Origin of the sequence: Methylobacterium sp. J-048, assembly GCF_022829515.1 — a bacterium.
In the GTDB taxonomy this organism is placed as follows: domain Bacteria; phylum Pseudomonadota; class Alphaproteobacteria; order Rhizobiales; family Beijerinckiaceae; genus Methylobacterium.
On the sequence record NZ_JAKSYL010000227.1, the window covers coordinates 47,698 to 69,135 of the forward strand.

A 21,438-nucleotide genomic window follows, 5' to 3' on the forward strand; every position below is an offset into this window, starting at 1 on the left:
CTCCCGCCGGCCGCGCGATCCCCGGAGCCCTCCTTCGAGGCCTGTGCTGCGCTCCGGCACTTCAGGACGAAGGGGAGGGTGGGACATTGCAAGCCGATAGGCGCCAAACCATGCCCACCGCCCTCGCCCTCTCGCCCCATCTCGACGATGCGGCCTTCTCCTGCGGTGGCCTGCTGGCCAGCCTGGCGCGGGAGGGCTGGCACGTGGTGATGGCGACGTTGTTCACCGAAAGCGTCGCCGGCCCGAAAGGCTTCGCGCTCGCCTGCCAGCTCGACAAGGGCTTGCCGGCCGGGATCGACTATATGGCCCTGCGCCGCACCGAGGATGTCTGCGCCGCCACGGAACTCGGGATCGCGCCGCTCCGGCATCTGCCGTTCCGGGAAGCGCCGCACCGGGGCTACGGCTCCGCGCCGGAGCTGTTCTCGGAAACCCGCACCGATGACGGCATCGCGGCCGCGTTGGCGCCGGCATTGGCCGCACTGATCGCCGCGGAGAACCCCGATCTCATCCTCGCACCGCAGGCGGTCGGCGGCCATGTCGATCACGTCCAGGCGGTTCGCGCCTTGACCAGCCTCGCCGTGTCGGCGCCGATCCTGTGGTGGCGCGATTTTCCCTACACGGTCCGCGAGGCCGCGCCCCGGGAGCCCCTGGCCGAGCTGTTCGCCGCCCTGCCGACACAACGGATGGTCCTCGATCCCGAGGCCCAGGCGCGGAAACGCGCCGCCTGCGCCGCCTATGCGAGCCAGATCGGCTTCCAGTTCGGCGGCGTGGCCGGCCTCGACGCGCGGCTCGCACGGGAGGAGGGGACCGAGCGCTTCCGCCTCACGGGCCGGCTCGACGTGGCGATCCCAGGCCTCGATGCCGCTTGAGCCGCGGGCGCCGAAATCCCTGGCCGATCCGGGGGCACTGGCCGCCCGCCGCGCGCTGATCGCCGCGCCGCATATCGCCCCGATCCGGGCGCTGGCCGAGCGGATTTCTGCAGAGCGGGGCGCGCCGGTCCCGGTCCCCGATCCCCTGGACGGCGGCGTCGCAGCGCGGATGCTGCTGCTTTTGGAGACGCCGGGGCCGGCGGTGCTGCGCACCGGCTTCGTCACCCGCGACAGCGCGAACGGCACGGCAGCCAACCTGTTCCGCTTCCTCCAAGAGTCCGGCATCCCGCGGGGCGACACACTGATCTGGAACGTGGTGCCCTGGCTGATCCACGCAGAGGGCGCCCTGAACCGGGCGCCGCGCCGGGCGGAAATCATTGCGGCCGCGCCCTATCTCGCGCCGCTCCTGGACCTGCTGCCGCGGCTGACCGTGGCGGTGCTCGCCGGCCGCTACGCCAATGGGGCGGCACCGGCGATCGCGGCCCTACGCCCGGGCCTGCCGCTGATCGCGATCCCCCATCCGAGCCCGACCTATGTCTGCACTGCGCCGGAGGTGCCGGCGCGGATCCGTCGCGGGCTGTCGGAAGCGGCGGCGATCCTGCGTCGCGGATAGCGTCCCCGCCTCAGACCAGGCCTTCCCTGGCCTTGAGCGCCCGTTCGGCCTACATGCGAGGCAACGGGCCGCGGTCCGGGAACATCCGGCACCGGCGCGGGCCTTCGGCTGGACCGCGCAGCCGGCAGGGCGGACGCCGAACGGCATGAATTTTCAGGGACAGCACCGGGGGCCGGCGGAACCGGTCGAGCCGGTCGAGCACGACGACACCGTAAGCACGGCGCGGAAGAGTTGGCGCGGCCGCTATGCCTGGATCGGCACGGCCGCGAGCATCGTGCTGTTCGCGGTTTCGCTCGGGGTGCTGTGGAAGCTCGTCCAGAGCGTGAGCTGGGCGGAGGTGCGGGCGGCCGTCGCGGCGGCGACCGCCGAGCAGCTCGGCCTCGCCTTCCTGTTCGTCGGGATCAGCTACCTGTTCCTTACGGGCTACGACGCGCTGGCCCTGCGCCAGCTCCGGATCAAGGTGCCCTACCGCATCACCGCGCTGGCCTCGTTCACCAGCTACGCGGTGAGCTTCACCCTCGGCTTCCCGCTGCTGACCGCCGGCACGATCCGCTACTGGATCTACGCCCGGCAGGGCCTGTCCACGGCCAAGATCGCGGCGCTCACGGTCATCGCGGGCTTCACCTTCTGGCTCGGCATGGGCGTGGTGCTGGGCCTCAGCCTGATCATCGAGGCCGGCCAGCTCGCCGGGCTCGCCTTCACGTCGATCCGGATCAACCAGGGCGTCGGTCTTGCGGCGCTTGCCATGGTGCTCGGCTACCTCGCCTGGGTCTCGGCCAAGAAGCGCAGCATCACCGTCAAGCAGTGGCGGCTGGAACTGCCGGGCGCGTCGGTCTCGATCGGCCAGATGCTCGTCGGCATCGGCGATGTCTGCGCGGCGGCGGCCGTGCTGTACGTGCTGATGCCGCAGGGGATGAATCTGGGCTTCACCACCTTCCTGGCGATCTACGTCCTGGCTGCCATGCTGGGCATCGCTTCGAACGCCCCAGGGGGGATCGGGGTGTTCGAGGCCACGGTCCTGCTCGCCCTGTCGAGCCTGCCGCGCAACGAGGTGCTGACCTCGCTGCTGCTGTTCCGGGGCTGCTACTACGTCGTGCCGTTCATGACCGCGCTGGCGATGCTCGGCCTCTACGAGATCGTGAAGCGTGCCGGCGGCGCGCGCGATCCCGGACCGCCCGAGGGCGTTGCCGGCCCGTCCGGGCGCCCACGGCCCGACGATACCGGCTCCCGCTGACTGGTTCGGTACGGCGTCGACCATGTCCGACCGCCCGCGCAGTTCCCAATCCTGGATGGGCGCCGCGATTGCCGCCGGCCTCTTCGGCAGCGCCGTCGCGCTGTCCGGTCGTCTCGAACTTCCGCTGATCCTCGCCGGCCTCGGCGCGGTCTGCCTCGGGGGCTGGCTCGGAGGGCGCGGCCGCGAAACCCCGCCGCCACGGCCGGCGGCAACGGCCCAGCGCCACGCGATCGCCGAGGCGCTTCTGGCGCATGTCCCGGACCCGGTCATCCTCGTGGACCGGCGCACGCTGGTGGTGGAGGCCAATCCGGCCGCCCGCGCGCTGCTGCCGGCCCTGCATCAGGCCCGGCCCCTATCCTTCGCGCTCCGCAGCCCGGAGGTTCTCGACGGGGTCGAAGCGGTCCTCAGTTCCGGCTTGCCCCGCCGTGTCGCGCTCTCGACCCGGGTCCCGCTGGAGCGCACCTTCGAGGTCCAGATCGGCGCCCTGCCGATGCCGGACGGGTCGGGGGTCAGCGCCGTGCTGTTCCTGCGCGATCTGACTTCGGCCCGCCGCCTCGAGGCGATGCGGGTCGATTTCGTGGCCAATGCCAGCCACGAGCTGCGCACGCCGCTGGCCACCCTGATCGGGTTCATCGAGACCCTGCAGGGGCCGGCCCGCGACGATGCGCAGGCGCGCGAGCGCTTTCTCGAGATCATGCGCGTCCAGGCGCTGCGCATGACCCGGCTGATCGACGACCTGCTGTCGCTGTCGCGGATCGAATTGCGCGAGCACGTGGCCCCGACCACCGTGGTCGATCTCGGTGCGCTCGCCCGTCAGATGGTCGACGCGCAGGGGCCACCCGCCGAGGCGCGGGGCGCCACGGTGCAGTTCGCGGACGGCGACGGCCCGTATCCGGTGCCCGGGGATGCCGACGAACTCGCTCGGGTGATCGAGAACCTGATCGAGAACGCCGTGAAGTACGGCGGCGGCCATGTCGGCGTCGGCCTGAGCCGGGAGGACGATCCCCGGCTCGGCCGCCGGATCGTGCTGTCGGTGACGGATGACGGCCCCGGCATCCCACCCGAGCACATCCCGCGCCTGACCGAGCGCTTCTACCGGGTCGACGTGGCCTCCAGCCGTGCCCGCGGCGGGACGGGGCTCGGCCTCGCCATTGTCAAGCACAGCCTCAACCGCCACCGCGGCCGCCTCGCCATCGAGAGCACGGTCGGCCAGGGGACCATCGTGCGCGTCAGCCTGCCGGAATACGGCGCCGTCGCCGAGCTGCCGCGCGCAGCCGATCAGAGGTAGGGGCCGATCCCGAGTCCGGTCTCGACGCGGGTGATCCAGGGACGGAGAGCCGGGTATGGGGCGAGGTCGAAGCCGCCTTCGTGGGCCATGCGGGTGTAGGCGACCAAAGCTACGTCGGCGAGCGTCAGCGCGTCGCCAACCATGAAGGCGGAGCGTTCGAGCGTCCCCTGCATCAGCCGCAGCGCGTCCTCACCGCGTTCCGCGAGCTTCGGGTCGAGCTCCTCCGGGGCGCGCTTGAGGTAGAGGAGCTGGTAGCGGCGGACCGCGATGTAGGGTTCGTGGCTGTACTGCTCCCAGAACATCCATTGCAGCATCCGGGCGCGGGCGCGCGCCGCCTCAGGCACCAGCGCCGAGCCTTCGGCCAGATGGATGATGATCGCGTTCGACTCCGACAGCGTCTCGCCGTCGGGGAAGACGACCAGCGGCACCCGGCCGGCGGGGTTGAGCGCCAAAAACGCCGGTTCGCGCGTCCCTCCGCCCGGCACATCGACGTCGCGCCAGACCGAAGGAATGCCGAGATGGGCGGCCACCCATTTGACCTTCAGGCAGTTTCCGGAGCCGGGATCGCCGTAGATGGTCAGGGGTTCGGTCACTGGCACCCTCGCAGACCTGGGTGGCACGGTTCACATATCGCCTTGCATACGATGTGATCGATATCCTGTCCTGCACGGGCTGCGATGTTCACACAACGCGTTGAGCGAGGCTCGACGCGCCCCCTCTCCCGTGCGGGGGAGGGCTGGGGTGAGGGGCCAGGTTTGTCCGGAGAGGTCGCATCCCTCACCCTGTCCCTCTCCCGCACGGGAGAGGGGACCTGCGCTACACCTGCCCGCGTGTTGGCCCAGCCCGATAGGCGAATCCGGTTGCGGGCCTGCGACAGTCAACTCTGTCGGGCGCATCGTGATTCGACAATGTGCGTCGGGCAGCCCTTGACCTTCCCATGATGGGAAGCCCCATCTGAGCCGGCATGGCTGCTTCGATCGGAACCGCCCCCGTGCCCGAACCCGTCTTCCTGAGCTTCCCCGTTGAGGGGATGTCCTGCGCGTCCTGCGTCGGCCGGGTCGAGCGCGCCCTCAAGGCGCTGCCCGGCGCCCGCGACGTGGCAGTCAATCTCGCCACCCACCGCGCCAGCCTCGTTCTCGGCGGCGGCGCAAGCCCGGCTGATGCCGCGGCGGCGCTGGCCGATGCCGGCTACCCGGTCCCGGAGACGCAGAGCCGGATCGCCATCGAGGGGATGTCCTGCGCCTCCTGCGTCGGCCGCGTCGAGCGGGCCCTCGCTGCGGTGCCGGGCGTGAGCGGGGCCAGCGTCAACCTCGTCACCGGCCAGGCCGCGATCCGCCATCCGGAGGGGGTGTTGACGGTCGCCGATCTCGTCGGGGCCGTGGAAGCGGCGGGCTACGAGGCCCGACCCCTCGACGATGGGCCGCGGATCGACCCGGCCGCCCGGCAGGAGGCCGAGGGCCGCGCCCTGCGCCGCGACCTCATCGTTGCGGCGCTGCTCTCCGCACCCGTGGTCGTGCTCGACATGGGTGGTCACATCCTGCCGAACCTGCACGGCGGCGCGGTCACGGCCCTGGTCCAGGCCGCCCTGGCGACCCTGGTCCTCGCCTGGCCCGGCAGACGGTTCTTCCGGCGCGGGGTACCGGGGCTGCTGCGCGGCCACCCGGACATGAACGCTCTCGTCGCACTCGGGGCCGGGGCCGCCTACCTCTATTCGCTGGTCTCGACCCTGGTCCCCGGCCTGCTGCCGGCCGGCGCGGCCCATCTTTATTTCGAGGCCAGCGTATTGATCGTGACGCTGATCCTTCTCGGTCGGACGCTGGAATCCCGGGCCAGGGGCCGGACCGGACAGGCCATCGCCCAGCTGATGGATCTCGCGCCCAAGACCGCTCGGGTGATCCGAGACGGTGCCGAGGTCGAGGTGCCGCTCGCCGCGCTCCGTGTCGGCGACGTCGTCCGGGTCCGCCCCGGGGAGCGGGTCGCCGCCGACGGCTTTGTGGTGTCCGGCACGAGTCATATCGACGAGAGCATGGTCACGGGTGAGCCCGCACCCGTGCGCAAGTCGCCGGGCGACCGGATGGTCGGCGGCACCCTCAACGGCCGCGGCAGCCTCGACCTGCGGGTCGATGCGGTCGGCGCTGGCACCGTGCTCGCGCAGATCGCCGCCCTGGTCGAGCGCGCCCAGGGCGGCAAGCTGCCGATCCAGGCTCTGGTCGACCGCGTCACCGGGCGCTTCGTGCCGGCGGTGATCGGGATCGCCTTGGCGACTTTCCTGGGCTGGCTCGCCTTCGCCCCGGCGCCAGCCCTCGGGCCGGCCCTGGTCAACGCCGTGGCCGTGCTGATCATCGCCTGCCCCTGCGCCATGGGGCTGGCCACGCCGACCGCCATCATGGTCGGGAACGGCCGTGCTGCGGGCCGTGGCATCCTGTTCCGCGACGGCGCGGCGCTGCAACGCCTGCGCGACGTGCGCGTCGTGGCCTTCGACAAGACCGGGACCCTCACCGAGGGCCGGCCGCGCGTCACCGATTTTTTCGTCGGCGCGGGCGTTGCGGAGGGCGCGGTGCTGGCGCTGGCGGCCGGCTTGGAAAGCCGGTCCGAGCACCCGCTGGCCGGCGCGGTGGTTGCAGCCGCGCGGGACCGGGGCCTCGCCGTACCCGATCCGGAGCAATTTGAAGCTTTGGACGGTTTCGGCGTCTCCGGCCGGGTCACGGGCCGGAGCGTCGCCCTCGGCGCGCCGCGCTATCTCGATCGGCTCGGGATCGCGCGGGACCCGGGCTTGGTCGCAGAGGCCGAACGTTTGGCCGGCGCGGGCAGGAGCCCCATCCATCTCGCCCTCGACGGCCGCCACGTCGCCTTGCTGGCCGTATCCGACTCGGTGAAGGTGGGTGCCCGCGAGGCCGTGGCGGCGCTGAAGGCTCAAGGTCTCGTGGTCGCGATGGTGACGGGCGACGACCCTCGCGCCGCCGCCGGAATCGCCAAAACTCTAGGTATCAACGCGGTCGCGGCCGGGATCCTGCCGGGCGGGAAGGTCGAGACGCTCAAACGGTACCGGACGGCGCACGGGCCCGTGGCCTTCGTGGGCGACGGCATCAACGACGCGCCCGCTTTGGCTGAAGCCGATGTCGGGCTTGCCATCGGCACCGGTACCGACATCGCCGTCGCTAGCGCCGACGTGGTGCTGATGTCGGGGGATCCGCTGGCGTTGGTCGAGGCGATGGCGCTGTCGCGGGCGGTGATGGCCAATATCCGCCATAACCTGTTCTGGGCCTTCGCCTACAATGCTGCGCTGATCCCGGTGGCCGCGGGGCTGCTGGTGCCGTTCGGCGGGCCGCCCCTGTCGCCGGTGCTGGCGGCCGGCGCCATGGCGTTCTCGAGCGTCTTCGTCCTCGGCAATGCTCTGCGGCTGCGCCGGGCCGGCGAAAGGGCCGCACCCGCCGAGGCGACCGCGCTTGCGCCGAGGCCCGCATGAGCGCGATCACGATCGGCGAGGCGGCGCGGCGCACCGGCGTCTCGGCCAAGATGATCCGCTGGTACGAGGCCACCGGCCTGCTGCCGCCCGCGACCCGCTCCGAGGCGGGCTACCGCCACTACGACGACTCGGATCTGCACACCCTGCGCTTCGTCCGCCGCGCCCGCGACCTCGGCTTCAGCGTCGAGGCCATCGCGGACCTGCTGGCACTCTGGCGCGACCGCGCCCGGCCGAGCGCCGGCGTAAAGGCGATCGCCGAGGAGCAGATCGCGGATCTGCGCCGCCGCATCGCCGAGCTGGAGGGCATGGCCCGGACCCTGGAGCGCCTTGCCGAGAGCTGCTGTGGCGACGAGCGGCCCGAATGCCCGATCCTGGATGATCTTGCGACGGAGGACCATTCACCTGTGCCGCGGCGAGCGATGCGCGGCTTGTCTGAGCGGCGACGTGCGCGCGGGATGGTGTAATCTGCTTCGGAGGGTTCGGACTCATGACGACGGTTCAGTTCGCCAGCCTCCTCGCCGTGCCGCTCGCGGGCCTCGCCCTTGGTGTGGGGATGCTGTGGCTGACCGGGAAGACCGGTCGAACTGATACACCGCACGACAAGCGCGGCCGTTGACGCCGCGTCTGGCCCCGGCTTTGCTGGGCTGGCCGAGACTTGATGGCCACGAAAGCCCCGGACCCATGCCCGTCCTCGAACGGATCCGCGACTTCGCCGACACCATGACCGCGTGGCGGCACGATCTGCACGCCCACCCGGAGCTGCTCTACGACGTGGAGCGGACCGCCGGGTTCGTGGCCGATCAACTGCGGGCCTTCGGCTGCGACGCGGTGGAGACCGGCATCGGGCGCACCGGCGTCGTCGGGGTGATCCGCGGCAAAGGTCGGAGTTCGAACCGCGCCATCGGCTTGCGCGCCGACATGGACGCCCTGCCGATCCAGGAAGTCCGGGACCTGCCCTACCGCTCCACGGTGCCGGGCAAGATGCACGCCTGCGGCCACGACGGGCACACCACGATGCTGCTTGGGGCGGCCAAATACCTCGCCGAGACCCGGGACTTCGACGGCGCCGCCGTGCTGATCTTCCAGCCCGCCGAGGAGGGCGGCGGCGGCGGCGAGGCGATGGTCGAGGATGGCCTGATGGAGCGGTTCGGGATCGAATCGGTCTACGGGATGCACAACATCCCCGGCATGGCGGTCGGCACCTTCGCGATCCGGCCGGGTCCGATCATGGCGTCCACCGACCGCTTCACCCTAACCATCGAAGGGCGGGGCGGCCACGCGGCCCTGCCGCAGAACGCCGTCGACAGCGTGCTGGTGGCGAGCCACGTGATCATCACCCTCCAGACCATCGTGTCGCGCAACCTCGATCCGCTGGAATCGGCCGTGGTCTCGGTCTGTGCGCTCGATGCCGGCGAGGCGTTCAACGTGCTGCCGCAGAGCGTAACCATGCGCGGCACCATGCGCACCCTGTCCCAGGCGGTGCGCAGCCAGATCAAGGCGCGAATCGAGACCCTGGTGGCGGAGATCGCGGGTGCCTTCGGTGCCACCGGCGTGGTCGCGTACGGCTCGAGCTATCCGGTGACCGAGAACCATCCGGCCGAGACGGATTTCATGGCCGGCGTGGCCGAATCCCTGGTCGGTGCGGACAATGTCGACCGGACGGTGGCGCCGATGATGACGGCGGAGGACTTCTCCTACATGCTCGGTCGCCGCCCCGGCGCGTACATGTTCATCGGTAACGGCGACAGTGCCTCGCTCCACCACCCGCATTATGATTTCAACGACGCCGCGGCGCCTTACGGGGCTTCGCTGTGGGCGCGCCTGATCGAGACCGCGCTGCCCCTGAAAACGTGAGCCCGGCGGGCGCCTCCGGCGTCTCGCTTCCGACCCTCCGTCAGACCATTCCGGTCTGGTTTCGCGTGGCGGCCCTGTCCTTCGGCGGCCCCGCAGGCCAGATCGCCGTGATGCACCGCATCCTGGTGGAAGAGCGGCGCTGGATCTCCGAGCGGCGCTTCCTGCATGGGCTCGGATTCTGCACGCTCCTGCCGGGGCCGGAGGCGCAGCAACTCGCGACCTATATCGGCTGGCTGATGCACGGCCCTGCCGGAGGGCTGGTCGCAGGCGGGCTCTTCGTGCTGCCGGGCCTGCTGGCCCTGATGGGCCTGAGCTGGCTCTACGTGCTGTACGGCGCGGTCGAGTGGGTCGCCGGTCTGTTCTTCGGGCTCAAGGCTGCGGTGCTCGCCATCGTGCTGCACGCGCTCTGGCGCCTCGGCGGCCGGGCCCTGCGCGGGCGGGCCGACCGGCTGATCGCGGTCGCCGCCTTCGGGGCGATCTTTGTGCTCGCAGTGCCGTTCCCGCTGGTCGTGGTCGCGGCGGGCGCCCTCGGCCTCGTGCTGGGCCGCAGGCCCGCGCCGACATCCGCGGAGGCCGAGGCGGGCGGCGAGGCCGGGTTCCTGATCGGCGCGGCGATGCTGCCGCGGGAGCACGCGGGACCGGCGGATTCCCTGCGCATCGGCGCGCTCTGGCTGGCGATCTGGCTGTTGCCGGTCGCCGCCCTGCTGATCCTGCCCGGGCCGCCGCCGGTCTTCGGGCAGGTGGCTCTGTTCTTCGCCAAGATGGCGATGGTGACCTTCGGGGGCGCCTACGCGGCGCTCGCCTACGTCGCGCAGCAGGCGGTGGAGCATTACGGCTGGCTGCGGCCGGGGGAGATGCTCGACGGGCTCGGGCTCGCCGAGACCACGCCGGGCCCGCTGATCATGGTGCTCCAGTTCGTCGGCTTCCTGGCCGGCTACCGGGCGCCCGGGGCGCTGCCGCCGCTGCTGGCGGGGACGCTCGCCGGCCTGCTGACCACCTGGGTCACCTTCGCGCCCTGCTTCCTCTGGATCTTTGCCGGCGCGCCGCTGATCGGGCGCCTGCGCGGCAGCCGCCTCCTGGCCGGCGCCCTGTCGGCGATCACCGCCGCGGTGGCGGGCGTGATCCTCAACCTTGCGGTCTGGTTCGGGCTGCGGACGCTGTTTTCCGAGGTCCGGACGGTGCCGCTCGGGCCGCTGCGCCTCGACCTGCCCGTGCTCGCCAGCCTCGATCCCGCCGCCCTGGGGCTGACGCTGCTGGCGATCCTGGCGGTCTTCCGGCTCGGCCTCGGGGCGCTGCCGACCCTGGCGCTGTGCGCCGGGGCCGGTATGCTGCTGCGGCTGACGGGGCTGGCCTGACCCGGCCGGTCAGGTCCCGTAGCGGGCCTTGAGCAGCGCGTAGGTCAGGCGCGCGGTCTGCACCTCGCCGCCCTCTGGCCGGCCGGGCTTGGTCGAGGGGTTCCAGCCGTAGAGATCGAAATGGCCGTGCGCCTTGGTCTTCGGGGCGAAGCGGCGCAGGAACAGCGCTGCGGTGATCGCCCCGGCGAAGGGGCCGCCCGAGACGTTGTTGAGGTCGGCCACCTTGGAATCGAGCAGGCTCGCATAGGGCGCGTGCAGCGGCATCCGCCAGACCGGGTCGATCGCCGTTCGCCCGGCCTCCGCGACGGCGCTCGCCAGCGTATCGTCCTCGGTGAAGAACGCCGGCAGGTCCGGCCCGAGCGCCACCCGGGCCGCGCCCGTCAGCGTCGAGAAGTCGAGGATCAGCTCGGGCTCCTCCGCGTCGGCGAGCGCCAGCGCGTCCGCGAGGATCAGCCGGCCCTCCGCGTCGGTGTTGCCGATCTCGACGCTGAGCCCGGCCCGGCTGAGCAACACGTCGCTGGGGCGGAAGGCGTTGCCCGAGACCGCGTTCTCCACGGCCGGGATCAGCACGCGCAGGCGAATCCTGAGGCCGGCGTCCATGATCATGTCGGCGGTGGCCAGCGCCACCGCGGCGCCACCCATATCCTTCTTCATCAGCAGCATCGCGGACGACGGCTTGATGTCGAGCCCGCCCGTGTCGAAGGCGACGCCCTTGCCGACCAGGGTCACCTTCGGCGCGTCCTCCGGGCCCCAGGTCAGGTCGATCAGGCGCGGCGCCCGCGGCGAGGCGACGCCGACGGCGTGGATCAGGGGAAATTCCTGGGCCAGCTCCTCACCCCGCGTCACGTCGATCGCGGCGCCGTGGCGCTCCGCGAGCGCCCGGGCGGCGGCCTCGATCTCGGCGGGGCCGAGATCGTTGGCCGGGGTGTTGATCAGGTCGCGGCCCATCGCCACCGCGGCGGCGACCCGCGCGACTTCTGCGCCGTCGATCCCGGCCGGGGCCGCCAGCCGGGCCTTCGTGCCCCCGGCGGATCGGTAGCGGCCGAAGCGGTAGCTCCCCATCAGCCACGCGAGCGCGGCCTCGGCCGGGTCGGGGGCATTCTCCAGGCGAAACGTCCCTTCCGGAAGCAAACCGGGCAGCTTGCCGGCGATCAGGCGGTCGTAGGTCGGCGCCTCGGGATCGCCGAGGCCGAACAGCACCCGGGCGAGGCCCCCGTCCGGGCCCGGCAGCAGCGCCAGGCTCCCGGCCTTCGGCTTGAAGCCGAGGGCCCGGGCGAAGCTGCCATGCGTCGGGTCCAGGGCGGCTTCGGCTTCGCTCCAAGACGCCGTCGTCACCAACGTGACCGGCACGGAGGGCGTGTCGCCCGGCAGCAGGGCGGGCGTCGCGGAAGTGTCGGCCTGGGTCATGTGCCTCTCGTGCGCCGGTCGGACCGGCAGCGGCTTAACCGGTGGTTAGGGTTAACGCTCTATCACCGGCCAGCCGGGAGCGTGAAGCGCGAGCCAGAGCCCGCCCGGCCAGTGCCGGCGGAGCGTATCATGAAGACGGCCCCGATCCGGGTCACCACGACCCCGGCTTCCACCCGCCGCCGCGCCGGCCTCGCCGCCGCGGTCCTCGTGGCGCTGGGCCTTGCCGGCTGCAACACCCGCTCCCCGGAGACCACCGGCTCGATCGGTGATGTCAGCGCGCGCCAGACGGCTTCACGCCAGGACGTCGACGCTCTGGCCGAGCGCTTCAACGCCAATCCCGGCGACGGGCGGGCGGCCATCGCCTACGCCCGGGCGCTCCGGTCGAACGACCAGGCAGCCCAGGCCTCCGCGGTGCTGCAACAGGCGGCCCTGCGCAACCCGCGCGACACGTTCATCCTCGGCGCTTACGGCAAGTCGCTGGTCGAGGCCGGCCGCTACCGCGAGGCGATCGACGTGCTCGCCAACGCCCATTCGCCGGCCTCGCCCGACTGGCGCATCCTGTCGGCGCAGGGCTCGGCCTCGGCGCAGCTCGGCGAGCAGGCGCGAGCCCAGAGCTTCTACGAGGCCGCGCTGAAGATCCGGCCGAACGAGCCGTCGCTGCTGTCGAATCTCGGCCTGTCCTACGCGCTGTCGCGCAATCTCGACCAGGCCGAGCAGACCCTGCAGCTGGCCGCTGCCCAGCCCGGCGCCGATGCCCGCGTCCGGGCGAACCTCGCCCTCGTGCTCGGCCTGAAGGGCCGATTCGCCGAGGCCGAGGCGGCCCTGCGCCGGGACATGAGCGCCGAGGAAGCCGCCGCCAACGTCGCGTCCCTGCGCAAGCTCGCCGCCCAGCCGAATCGCTTCAAGGCGCTGACGGGGGCAGGGGCGCCTGGGCAGGGGTGACGAGCATCCCGCGACGGTGATCGTCCGGATCTGCCACGCGCCGTTTGAATCCCTTCGCAGGCTATGACGTTCCCAAGTCGCTGACGGATGAGGGGATCGGCCGGACCTCGCGCTCCCTTCCCCCTCTGCGGGCTGCCGAATACACGCATGGGTGTCGGCAGCACGGGTGTAGGTTGGAGCGCAGGTCCCCTCTCCCGTGCGGGAGAGGGATAGGGTGAGGGATCAGGTCTTTCCGGAGAGGTTGCATCCCTCACCCCAACCCTCTCCCGCACGGGAGAGGGGGCCGATCGCGTTCCGTCGCAAACGGCGGTGTCCGACGCAGATATGTGAACATCTTAGCCTTTGCCGGGTCGGGAGAGGGGAGCCCGGCGTCCGGGAGAGGCAGAGTCTGCGTGACGGCCGGAGCTGTCTCCTGCACCGCCGCTCCCCTCTCCCGACCCCTGCTGACGCGGGGGCCACCCTCCTCCCAAAGAGGGGGGAGGGGAGACGTGCGTGGCAAGCTGCCTGCTTCCCGGACAAAATGCGAGCCTTCGCCGGGGATGCGACCGAGCGGCACGCGTCCCGGCGCCCGACAGGGCTACGCAGCTGTCATCGCAACCCGGTAGCGGCCAGATTCGAAAAGTTCTATATCATCTCCTGGCTGCGCCGCGCGGCACTACGGGCGTCCAAATCGCCCCCGCGCATCGTCTCCTGCCCGGGCACTCCCGGGGCGGCGCGCGCCCGTCGGGCGCTACACAGGCCGAACACAGACTTCCTAGCGCAGGTCTTGCCTGCGCGTGTTCGACAACCCGCAGCGAGGATAGAACCAGCCGTGCCATCACTCGACAGCTTCAAGGCCCGCCAGACGCTCGAAGCCGACGGCAAGACCTACACCTACTACTCGATCCCCGAGGCCGAGAAGAACGGCCTCGCCTCCGCCACCGCGCTGCCCTTCTCGATGAAGGTCCTGCTCGAGAACCTGCTGCGCTTCGAGGACGACCGCTCCGTCCGGAAGGCCGATATCGCGGCGACGGTCGGATGGCTCGCCGAGAAGGGCAAGGCCGAAGTCGAGATCGCCTTCCGGCCCGCCCGCGTGCTGATGCAGGACTTCACCGGCGTCCCGGCCGTGGTCGATCTCGCGGCCATGCGCGACGCCATGGTGGCCCTCGGCGGCGACCCGCAGAAGATCAACCCGCTGGTGCCGGTGGACCTCGTCATCGATCACTCGGTGATCGTCGACGAGTTCGGCACCCCGAAGGCGCTGGCCGACAACGTCGCCCTAGAATACTCGCGCAACGGCGAGCGCTACACCTTCCTGAAGTGGGGCCAGTCGGCCTTCGACAACTTCTCCGTGGTCCCCCCGGGCACCGGCATCTGCCACCAGGTGAACCTGGAATACCTGGCCCAGACCGTGTGGACGAAGGCTGAGGACGGGACCGAGATCGCCTATCCGGACTCGCTGGTCGGCACCGATTCGCACACCACCATGGTCAACGGCATGGCCGTCCTGGGCTGGGGCGTCGGCGGCATCGAGGCCGAGGCGGCCATGCTCGGCCAGCCGCTCTCCATGCTGATCCCCGAGGTCGTGGGCTTCAAGCTGTCGGGCAAGCTGCCCGAGGGCACCACCGCCACCGACCTGGTGCTCACCGTCACTCAGATGCTGCGCAAGAAGGGCGTGGTCGGCAAGTTCGTGGAGTTCTACGGCCCCGGCCTCGACGACATGGCGGTCGCCGATCGGGCCACGATCTCCAACATGGCCCCGGAATACGGCGCCACCTGCGGCTTCTTCCCGATCGACCAGAAGACCATCGACTTCCTGAAGGTCACCGGCCGCTCCGACGACCGGATCGTCCTGGTGGAGGCCTACGCCAAGGCGCAGGGCATGTGGCGCGACGCCAAGACGCCCGACCCGGTCTTCACCGACACGCTGCATCTCGACATGGGCGAGGTCCGGCCGTCGCTCGCCGGCCCGAAGCGCCCGCAGGACCGCGTCCTGCTCGACGCCGCCAAGCCCGGCTTCGCGACCTCGATGGAGACCGAGTTCAAGAAGGCCGCCGACCTCGCCAGCCGCTATCCGGTCGAGGGCACCAACTTCGACATCGGCCACGGCGACGTGGTGATCGCGGCAATCACCAGCTGCACCAACACGTCGAACCCCTCGGTGATGATCGGCGCGGGCCTGCTCGCCCGCAACGCCGTCGCCAAGGGCCTGCGCTCGAAGCCCTGGGTGAAGACGTCGCTCGCCCCCGGCTCGCAGGTCGTCGGCGAGTATCTGGAAAAATCCGGCCTGCAGGAGCCCCTCGACGCGCTGGGCTTCAACCTCGTCGGCTTCGGCTGCACCACCTGCATCGGCAATTCCGGCCCGCTGCCGGAGGCGATCTCCAAGGCGATCAACGACAACGACGTCGTCGCCGCTGCGGTGCTCTCGGGCAACCGCAACTTCGAGGGCCGGGTGAACCCCGACGTGCGGGCGAACTACCTAGCCTCGCCGCCGCTGGTAGTCGCCTACGCGCTCGCCGGCTCGATGCAGATCGACATCACCACCGAGCCGCTGGGCCAGGGCTCGGACGGCAAGCCGGTCTACCTGAAGGATATCTGGCCGTCCTCGGCAGAGGTGCAGCAGTTCATCGAGGAGAACATTACCTCGGAGCTGTTCAAGCGCCGCTACGCCGACGTGTTCGGCGGCGACCAGAACTGGAAGGACGTCGAGGTCACCGAGGCCGAGACCTTCGCGTGGAACCCCGGCTCCACCTACGTGCAGAACCCCCCGTACTTCGTCGGCATGGAGAAGACGCCCAAGCCCGTGGAGGACATCGAGAACGCCCGCATCCTCGGGCTCTTCCTCGACTCGATCACCACCGACCACATCTCGCCTGCGGGCAACATCCGGGCGGCCTCGCCGGCCGGCGAGTACCTGCAGGCGCATCAGGTCCGCGTGCAGGACTTCAACCAGTACGGCACGCGGCGCGGCAACCACGAGGTGATGATGCGGGGCACCTTCGCCAACATCCGCATCAAGAACCAGATGGTCCGGGACCCGTCCGGCAACGTGGTCGAGGGCGGCTGGACGCTGTTCCAGCCGTCGGGTGAGAAGATGTTCATCTACGACGCGGCGCAGAAATATGCCGAGAGCGGCACGCCGCTCGTCGTCTTCGCCGGCAAGGAATACGGCACCGGCTCGTCGCGCGACTGGGCGGCCAAGGGCACGAAGCTGCTCGGCATCCGCGCCGTGGTCGCCGAGAGCTTCGAGCGCATCCACCGCTCGAACCTCGTCGGCATGGGCATCGTCCCGCTGGTGTTCCAGGGTGAGACCTCCTGGGCGTCCCTGGGCCTGAAGGGCGACGAGACCGTCACCATCAAGGGCCTGTCGGGCGAGCTGAAGCCGCGCCAGACCCTGGTCGCGGAGATCACGTCGGCGGACGGATCGAAGAAGGAGGTGCCGCTCACCTGCCGGATCGATACGCTCGACGAGCTGGAATATTTTCGCAATGGCGGCATCCTGCCGTACGTGCTGCGCTCGCTGGCGGCCTGAGCCCTGCCCGGGTGGCGCCTCCGGGCGCCGCTCCACCCGTTCCGAGGCGGCGCCGACCCGGCGCCGCCTTTTTCATGCGCGCCGTCCGGCTGCGCATCTTACGATTGTTGTCTTGCGCGCAATCTTGTTTTCGCCGTCCGGAACCCCATAACCCGGCTCCTGTAGCCAGGATGGGATCCCCATGAAGCACGCCACACAAATCCTCGCCGCCGCCGGACTGACAGCGCTGCTGTCGAGCACGGCCTTCGCCGCCCAGGTCGAGCGCGTCCGCGGCACGATCGACAAGGCCGAGGGCAGCACGCTGACGATCAAGACCGACGACGGCAAGTCCGAGACCGTCGATGTCGGCGGCGCCAAGTTCGCCTGGGTCGTCCCGTCGAGCCTCGACGCCATCAAGGACGGCGTCTTCATCGGCACGGCCACCAAGGGCGAGAACCCGATGACGGCGCTCGAAGTGGTGCTGTTCCCCGAGTCGATGCGCGGCACCGGCGAAGGCCATTACGGCTGGGACTCGATCACCGACCAGACCGGCGGCGCCGGCTCCAAGGTGAAGAGCGCCATGACCAACGGCACCGTGAAGGCTGAGAATGCCAACGCCCCGAAGGTCAAAAGCGCGATGACCAACGGCACCGTGAAGGCCGACAAGGCGGCATCGGGCGGCGAGCGCACCCTGACGGTGAGCTACGGCAAGGACGGGTCCAAGGAGATCGTGGTGCCGTCCTCGGCGCCGATCGTCGCCTTCGAGCCGGCCGACAAGGCGATCCTGGCCCCCGGCTCCAAGGTCTTCGCCGTGGTCGCCAAGGATGGCGCCAAGGCCGAGGGCAAGCTCGTGGCGGTCGGCAAGGACGGACTCACCCCGCCGATGTGAGGTAGGAATTCTCGCGCGCCGCGGTCGGCAGGGCCGCCTGCGGCGCGCGGACCTGTCGTGGAATGCGTGGGCCTTCGTGTCGCGGAGGTGCCCGCCTCCGATGACAAGCAGCGCGCCGGTGCATGAATCATAGGCACCCTCGCGGGTCGCGGGTGGGGTGATCGCTGGATCTTCCCTGTCCGGGCAGGCAGGCGCCCGCCAAAATGCACTGGCTTATCGCGATCCTGTCCAGAGGAAATCAATTCGTCTGGGACCGAAGCTGTAAATTGGCTCCGAATTCTCCGCTATTATTTTGATCTTAGCGGCACGCAATAAGGTTGTTATAGAAATAGATGCGGGGCGTCTATTTTGTGGGCGGCGCATAGCCGTCTGTTTTTGACGTTGAGGTTTCCAGAAACATGCTAGAGTGCCGAAGGTCAAAGTTCTAAAAAGCGGGCTGGCGCGATGAAGTTCTTGCGTGATGCAAAAATTCTCGTGAAACTTGTAATCCCGTTGGTCATCATCGCTTTCGCCGCTGGAGGATTGATCCTCTATGCACGTTCGAGCCTGATCGCTCAGTCAGAACAGACACGGCAGATCGTCGACGTACAGGCCAAGCGCCTCGCGCTGACCCTCGGCCTCCAGATCGATGTCAGTGAAATCTCCGTCCAGGCTCGCAACCTCGTCCTCGAGACGCGGGATTCGCAGATGGCGGGATACGAGACGCGCATCAAGCAGGCCAAGGCGCACGCCTTCGGCCTGATCGACGCGCTGGGAAAGCTGGCCGACACGGCCGAGCGGCGCGCGACGGACGAGGTGTTGCGTGAGACCTTGATGGCGCTCGGTGCGGTTGTCGATCGGGTCATAACCAGCGCGGAGCAAGGCGACAGCGAACTGGCTCGCGACATCCTGCTGGGCGATGGCAATCCGCTGCGCGCGAAGCTGTGGGAGTTGGCGCAATCTCGGGTCGATGTCCTGACGGGCGAACTCCAGCAGGAGCGCGATGCGTCCGAGCAATCCGCCTCCCGTGCTACCCTCACGCTGGTCGTCGCGGCCTCCATCGGTCTCGTCGCCGCCATCGCCGCCGGTGTCGCCGTGGTTGCCCGCGGCGTCACGGCCCCCCTCAGAAAGCTGGTCCAGACCCTCGAACGGATGGGACGCGGGGAGATCGACAGCGAGATCCTCGAGGCCACCCGCGGCGACGAGATCGGCGCGGTCGGGCGCGCGGTCGAAGGGATCAAGCGCATGGTCGCCGAGAAGGCGGCCGAGCAGGCCGAGCTTCGCCGCCGCGCCGACGCGGAGGCCTCGGCCGAGCGCAGGCGCGCCCGGGCCGAGCTGGCCGAGAGCTTCGAGCGGACCATGGGCGGCATTGTCGGCGCGGTGTCGAACTCGGCCATCGACCTGCAAAACGCGGCTCAGAGCATGACCGATACGGCCAGCCTCGCCGCGATGCAGGCCGCCACCGTCGCGGTGGCGGCCGAGGAGGCCGCGAGCAACGTCCAGACCGTCGCTGCGGCCGCGGAGGAACTTGGCAGCTCGGTCCAGGAGATCGGACGTCAGGTCACGGGATCGGCCGGCCTCACCCGGATTGCGGCCCGGGAAGCCGGTGAGACGACCCAACTCGTGCAGGCGCTGAATCAGACCTCTGTGAAGATCGGCGAGATGGTCGGCCTGATCGCCAACATCGCCAGCCAGACCAACCTGCTGGCCTTGAACGCCACCATCGAGGCGGCCCGGGCCGGCGAGGCCGGGCGGGGCTTCGCCGTCGTTGCCTCGGAGGTGAAGGAGCTTGCCGGCCAGACCGCCAGGGTCACGGACGAGATCACCGGCCAGATCGGCGCGATCCGGGCCGTGACCGAGAATGCCGTGGCGGCCATCGGCGGGATCACCAGCCGGATTGGGGAGATCGACGGGGTGACCGCCAGCATCGCGGCGGCGGTCGAGGAGCAGGGCGCCGCGACTCAGGAGATCGTCCGCAACGTCGCCCAGGCCGCGTCGGGTACGGGCGAGGTCACGAGCAACATCGTCGGCGTCGCCGCAGCGTCCGAGAAGACCGGTACGGCCGCGGCCCAGGTGCTGGGCGCGGCGGCCATGCTCTCGGACCAGTCCGGGCGCCTGAACGCCGAGGTGGCCCGGTTCCTCAACGGCATCCGGGCCGCTTAAGGCAGTTCCGTCAGGCCGCGAGGGCGACGGTGTAATCGGCTTCCGTCTTCTTGCGGATCTCGTCCTCGGTGACGCCGTCCGCGAGCTCGATCAGCGTCATGCCGCCGTCGCCCTTCTTGTCGATCTCGAACACCCCGAGATCGGTGATCACGAGGTCGACCACCTGGGTTCCGGTGAGCGGCAGGTCGCAGGCCTTGAGCAGCTTGGGGCTCTCGGTGCCGTCCTTGTTCCTGGCGACATGCTCCATCACCACGATGACGCGCTTCACGCCGGCGACCAGGTCCATGGCGCCGCCCATTCCCTTCACCATCTTGCCGGGGATCATCCAGTTGGCGAGGTCGCCGTTGCCGGCGACCTGCATCGCGCCGAGGATCGACAGGTTGATGTGGCCGCCGCGGATCATCCCGAAGGAATCCGCCGAGGAGAAGTAGCTCGTCGTCGGCAGCGCGGTGATCGTCTGCTTGCCGGCGTTGATCAGGTCCGGGTCCTCCTCGCCCTCGTACGGGAAGGGGCCCATGCCGAGCATGCCGTTCTCGGATTGCAGCTGCACCGACATCCCCTCGGGGATGTAGTTCGACACCAGCGTCGGGATGCCGATACCGAGGTTCACGTAGAAGCCGTCTTCCAGCTCCTTGGCGGCGCGCGCCGCCATCTGCTCGCGGGTCCAGGCCATGGTCGTCTCCTGATAGCGTAGCGCGCTCAAGCGCGGCCGGATCTGTCTGTTTCCCTCCCCCTTGCGGGGAGGGGTAGGGGTGGGGGTGGTGCAGAAGGAACCGCAGAGCCTTGTCCGGCACCACCCCCACCTCCGGCTCCTCCCCGCAAGGGGGAGGAGAGAAGCGTGGCCTAGTGCGTGCCGCCGCCGGCGGCGGCCGCGGGCGTGGTCTCGGAGCGCTTGCGCGTGGTGCGCTGCTCGATGCGCTTCTCGCGCACGCCGACCTCGATGATCCGCTTCACGAAGATCCCAGGCGTGTGGATCGTGTCCGGGTCGATCGCGCCCGGCTTCACGAGGTGCTCCACCTGCGCCACCGTCACCTTGGCGGCGGTGGCCATCATCGGGTTGAAGTTGCGAGCGGTCATCCGGTAGCGGAGGTTGCCCTCGGAATCGCCGGTATGGGCGTGCACGATAGCGAGGTCGGCGAACAAGCCGCGCTCCATCACGTAGTGCTCGCCGTCGAACTCCCGCACCTCCTTGCCCTCGGCCACCTTGGTGCCGACGCCGGTCTTGGTGAAGAAGGCCGGGATGCCGGCGCCGCCTGCGCGGATGCGCTCGGCGAGCGTCCCCTGCGGGTTGAACTCGATCTCCAGCTCGCCCCCAAGATATTGCCGGGCGAACTCCTTGTTCTCGCCGACATAGGACGAGATCATCTTGCGCACCTGCCTTGTGTCGAGAAGCTTGCCGAGGCCGACTCCGTCGATGCCGGCATTGTTCGACACGATGGTCAGGCCCTTGACCCCCGAGGCGCGCACCGCCTCGATCAGCTCGTCAGGGATGCCGCAGAGGCCGAAGCCGCCGCACATCACCATCATGTCGTCGCGCAGCAGGCCGGCCAACGCCGAGGTGGGATCCGTATAGACCTTCTTCATCGAACCGTCCTTTTCCCGCCGGGTCTGGCCCGGCCGAAATCTTGGGAAGCGCGTTTCCTTGTGCCTGCTGTCCCTGATTCCGCGGCTGAAATCCAGTACCGCCCTCCGCAGGCCATGTGGCGTCCGAGGCGATCCGTAACCCGCACCGGCCTGGGGAGGGCGGGGCCGCCGGGCTGGAGCCCCGCAGACAAGCCGTCCGGAGCACGCTATGAGGTGAACTCGACGGGGAGACCCGACCGGGCCGCGACGGCTTGAGGGGGCTGGCGCGGCACCCGGCCCGCGGCCGCCCCCGCGGCTCGCCTATC

General features: G+C 70.1%; 17 protein-coding genes. 13 read left to right on the forward strand and 4 right to left on the reverse strand.

What is annotated here, in order from left to right; translation table 11 throughout:
* The first annotated feature begins 110 nt into the window (after positions 1 to 110).
* From MKL09_RS22435 to MKL09_RS22450, 4 genes are all read left to right on the forward strand, one after another.
* Positions 111 to 869: a PIG-L deacetylase family protein gene (locus MKL09_RS22435; RefSeq protein ID WP_244023845.1), complete on the forward strand. Its 759-nt coding sequence runs from the start codon at positions 111 to 113 to the stop codon at positions 867 to 869.
* Positions 859 to 1,482, forward strand: a complete 624-nt coding sequence (locus tag MKL09_RS22440; protein ID WP_244023846.1) for a uracil-DNA glycosylase — start codon at positions 859 to 861, stop codon at positions 1,480 to 1,482. The genes MKL09_RS22435 and MKL09_RS22440 overlap by 11 nt, the downstream gene beginning before the upstream one ends.
* Before the next feature lie 145 nt (positions 1,483 to 1,627).
* Positions 1,628 to 2,716 carry a lysylphosphatidylglycerol synthase domain-containing protein gene (locus tag MKL09_RS22445; RefSeq protein ID WP_244023848.1) on the forward strand — a complete coding sequence of 363 codons (1,089 nt, stop codon included), beginning with the start codon at positions 1,628 to 1,630 and terminating at the stop codon, positions 2,714 to 2,716.
* A 22-nt stretch (positions 2,717 to 2,738) separates the two neighbouring features.
* The gene (locus tag MKL09_RS22450; RefSeq protein ID WP_244023850.1) at positions 2,739 to 4,004 is read left to right on the forward strand and encodes an ATP-binding protein; all 1,266 of its coding nucleotides are present in this window, start codon (positions 2,739 to 2,741) and stop codon (positions 4,002 to 4,004) included.
* On the opposite strand, the gene MKL09_RS22455 is transcribed toward MKL09_RS22450, so the two are convergent.
* Positions 3,995 to 4,597: a glutathione S-transferase family protein gene (locus MKL09_RS22455; protein WP_244023852.1), complete on the reverse strand. Its 603-nt coding sequence runs from the start codon at positions 4,595 to 4,597 to the stop codon at positions 3,995 to 3,997. The genes MKL09_RS22450 and MKL09_RS22455 overlap by 10 nt on opposite strands.
* A 371-nt stretch (positions 4,598 to 4,968) precedes the next feature.
* On the opposite strand from MKL09_RS22455, the gene MKL09_RS22460 reads away from it, so the two are divergent.
* The 5 genes from MKL09_RS22460 (at position 4,969) to chrA (ending at position 10,679) form a co-directional block, all read left to right on the forward strand.
* Positions 4,969 to 7,470 carry a heavy metal translocating P-type ATPase gene (locus tag MKL09_RS22460; RefSeq protein ID WP_244023854.1) on the forward strand — a complete coding sequence of 834 codons (2,502 nt, stop codon included), beginning with the start codon at positions 4,969 to 4,971 and terminating at the stop codon, positions 7,468 to 7,470.
* On the forward strand, positions 7,467 to 7,934 hold the full coding sequence (cueR, locus tag MKL09_RS22465) for a Cu(I)-responsive transcriptional regulator (RefSeq protein ID WP_244023856.1): 468 nt from the start codon (positions 7,467 to 7,469) through the stop codon (positions 7,932 to 7,934). The genes MKL09_RS22460 and cueR overlap by 4 nt, the downstream gene beginning before the upstream one ends.
* A gap of 23 nt (positions 7,935 to 7,957) precedes the next feature.
* On the forward strand, positions 7,958 to 8,086 hold the full coding sequence (locus MKL09_RS32090; protein ID WP_279606058.1) for a hypothetical protein: 129 nt from the start codon (positions 7,958 to 7,960) through the stop codon (positions 8,084 to 8,086).
* Between the two features lie 65 nt (positions 8,087 to 8,151).
* Positions 8,152 to 9,324 (forward strand): M20 aminoacylase family protein, encoded by a 1,173-nt coding sequence (locus tag MKL09_RS22470; protein ID WP_244023858.1) that lies wholly within the window; start codon positions 8,152 to 8,154, stop codon positions 9,322 to 9,324.
* A complete protein-coding gene (gene chrA / locus MKL09_RS22475) occupies positions 9,321 to 10,679 on the forward strand; it encodes a chromate efflux transporter (protein WP_244023860.1) in 1,359 nt (452 codons plus the stop codon). The genes MKL09_RS22470 and chrA overlap by 4 nt, the downstream gene beginning before the upstream one ends.
* A 9-nt stretch (positions 10,680 to 10,688) precedes the next feature.
* On the opposite strand, the gene MKL09_RS22480 is transcribed toward chrA, so the two are convergent.
* A complete protein-coding gene (locus tag MKL09_RS22480; protein WP_244023862.1) occupies positions 10,689 to 12,086 on the reverse strand; it encodes a leucyl aminopeptidase family protein in 1,398 nt (465 codons plus the stop codon).
* A gap of 129 nt (positions 12,087 to 12,215) precedes the next feature.
* On the opposite strand from MKL09_RS22480, the gene MKL09_RS22485 reads away from it, so the two are divergent.
* The 4 genes from MKL09_RS22485 (at position 12,216) to MKL09_RS22500 (ending at position 19,549) form a co-directional block, all read left to right on the forward strand.
* A complete protein-coding gene (locus tag MKL09_RS22485; protein WP_244023864.1) occupies positions 12,216 to 13,028 on the forward strand; it encodes a CDC27 family protein in 813 nt (270 codons plus the stop codon).
* A gap of 811 nt (positions 13,029 to 13,839) precedes the next feature.
* Positions 13,840 to 16,539 carry an aconitate hydratase AcnA gene (gene acnA, locus MKL09_RS22490; protein ID WP_244023866.1) on the forward strand — a complete coding sequence of 900 codons (2,700 nt, stop codon included), beginning with the start codon at positions 13,840 to 13,842 and terminating at the stop codon, positions 16,537 to 16,539.
* A gap of 181 nt (positions 16,540 to 16,720) precedes the next feature.
* The gene (locus MKL09_RS22495) at positions 16,721 to 17,407 is read left to right on the forward strand and encodes a metal ABC transporter permease (protein ID WP_244023868.1); all 687 of its coding nucleotides are present in this window, start codon (positions 16,721 to 16,723) and stop codon (positions 17,405 to 17,407) included.
* Positions 17,408 to 17,851: 444 nt separating this feature from the next.
* Complete coding sequence (locus tag MKL09_RS22500; RefSeq protein ID WP_244023870.1) at positions 17,852 to 19,549, forward strand: methyl-accepting chemotaxis protein; 1,698 nt, start codon at positions 17,852 to 17,854, stop codon at positions 19,547 to 19,549.
* Positions 19,550 to 19,559: 10 nt separating this feature from the next.
* On the opposite strand, the gene MKL09_RS22505 is transcribed toward MKL09_RS22500, so the two are convergent.
* The gene (locus MKL09_RS22505) at positions 19,560 to 20,222 is read right to left on the reverse strand and encodes a CoA transferase subunit B (RefSeq protein ID WP_244023872.1); all 663 of its coding nucleotides are present in this window, start codon (positions 20,220 to 20,222) and stop codon (positions 19,560 to 19,562) included.
* A 170-nt stretch (positions 20,223 to 20,392) separates the two neighbouring features.
* Positions 20,393 to 21,133 (reverse strand): CoA transferase subunit A, encoded by a 741-nt coding sequence (locus MKL09_RS22510; RefSeq protein ID WP_244023874.1) that lies wholly within the window; start codon positions 21,131 to 21,133, stop codon positions 20,393 to 20,395.
* Between the last annotated feature and the right edge of the window lie 305 nt (positions 21,134 to 21,438).

Bases quoted from the DNA above. Each gene is read 5' to 3' on its own strand.
- MKL09_RS22435 (WP_244023845.1), top strand. From the start codon at position 111: ATGCCCACCGCCCTCGCCCTCTCGCCCCATCTCGACGATGCGGCCTTC.
- MKL09_RS22440 (WP_244023846.1), top strand. From the start codon at position 859: ATGCCGCTTGAGCCGCGGGCGCCGAAATCCCTGGCCGATCCGGGGGCA.
- MKL09_RS22445 (WP_244023848.1), top strand. From the start codon at position 1,628: ATGAATTTTCAGGGACAGCACCGGGGGCCGGCGGAACCGGTCGAGCCG.
- MKL09_RS22450 (WP_244023850.1), top strand. From the start codon at position 2,739: ATGTCCGACCGCCCGCGCAGTTCCCAATCCTGGATGGGCGCCGCGATT.
- MKL09_RS22460 (WP_244023854.1), top strand. From the start codon at position 4,969: ATGGCTGCTTCGATCGGAACCGCCCCCGTGCCCGAACCCGTCTTCCTG.
- cueR (WP_244023856.1), top strand. From the start codon at position 7,467: ATGAGCGCGATCACGATCGGCGAGGCGGCGCGGCGCACCGGCGTCTCG.
- MKL09_RS32090 (WP_279606058.1), top strand. From the start codon at position 7,958: ATGACGACGGTTCAGTTCGCCAGCCTCCTCGCCGTGCCGCTCGCGGGC.
- MKL09_RS22470 (WP_244023858.1), top strand. From the start codon at position 8,152: ATGCCCGTCCTCGAACGGATCCGCGACTTCGCCGACACCATGACCGCG.
- MKL09_RS22480 (WP_244023862.1), bottom strand. From the start codon at position 12,086: ATGACCCAGGCCGACACTTCCGCGACGCCCGCCCTGCTGCCGGGCGAC.
- MKL09_RS22485 (WP_244023864.1), top strand. From the start codon at position 12,216: ATGAAGACGGCCCCGATCCGGGTCACCACGACCCCGGCTTCCACCCGC.
- MKL09_RS22495 (WP_244023868.1), top strand. From the start codon at position 16,721: ATGAAGCACGCCACACAAATCCTCGCCGCCGCCGGACTGACAGCGCTG.
- MKL09_RS22500 (WP_244023870.1), top strand. From the start codon at position 17,852: ATGAAGTTCTTGCGTGATGCAAAAATTCTCGTGAAACTTGTAATCCCG.
- MKL09_RS22505 (WP_244023872.1), bottom strand. From the start codon at position 20,222: ATGGCCTGGACCCGCGAGCAGATGGCGGCGCGCGCCGCCAAGGAGCTG.
- MKL09_RS22510 (WP_244023874.1), bottom strand. From the start codon at position 21,133: ATGAAGAAGGTCTATACGGATCCCACCTCGGCGTTGGCCGGCCTGCTG.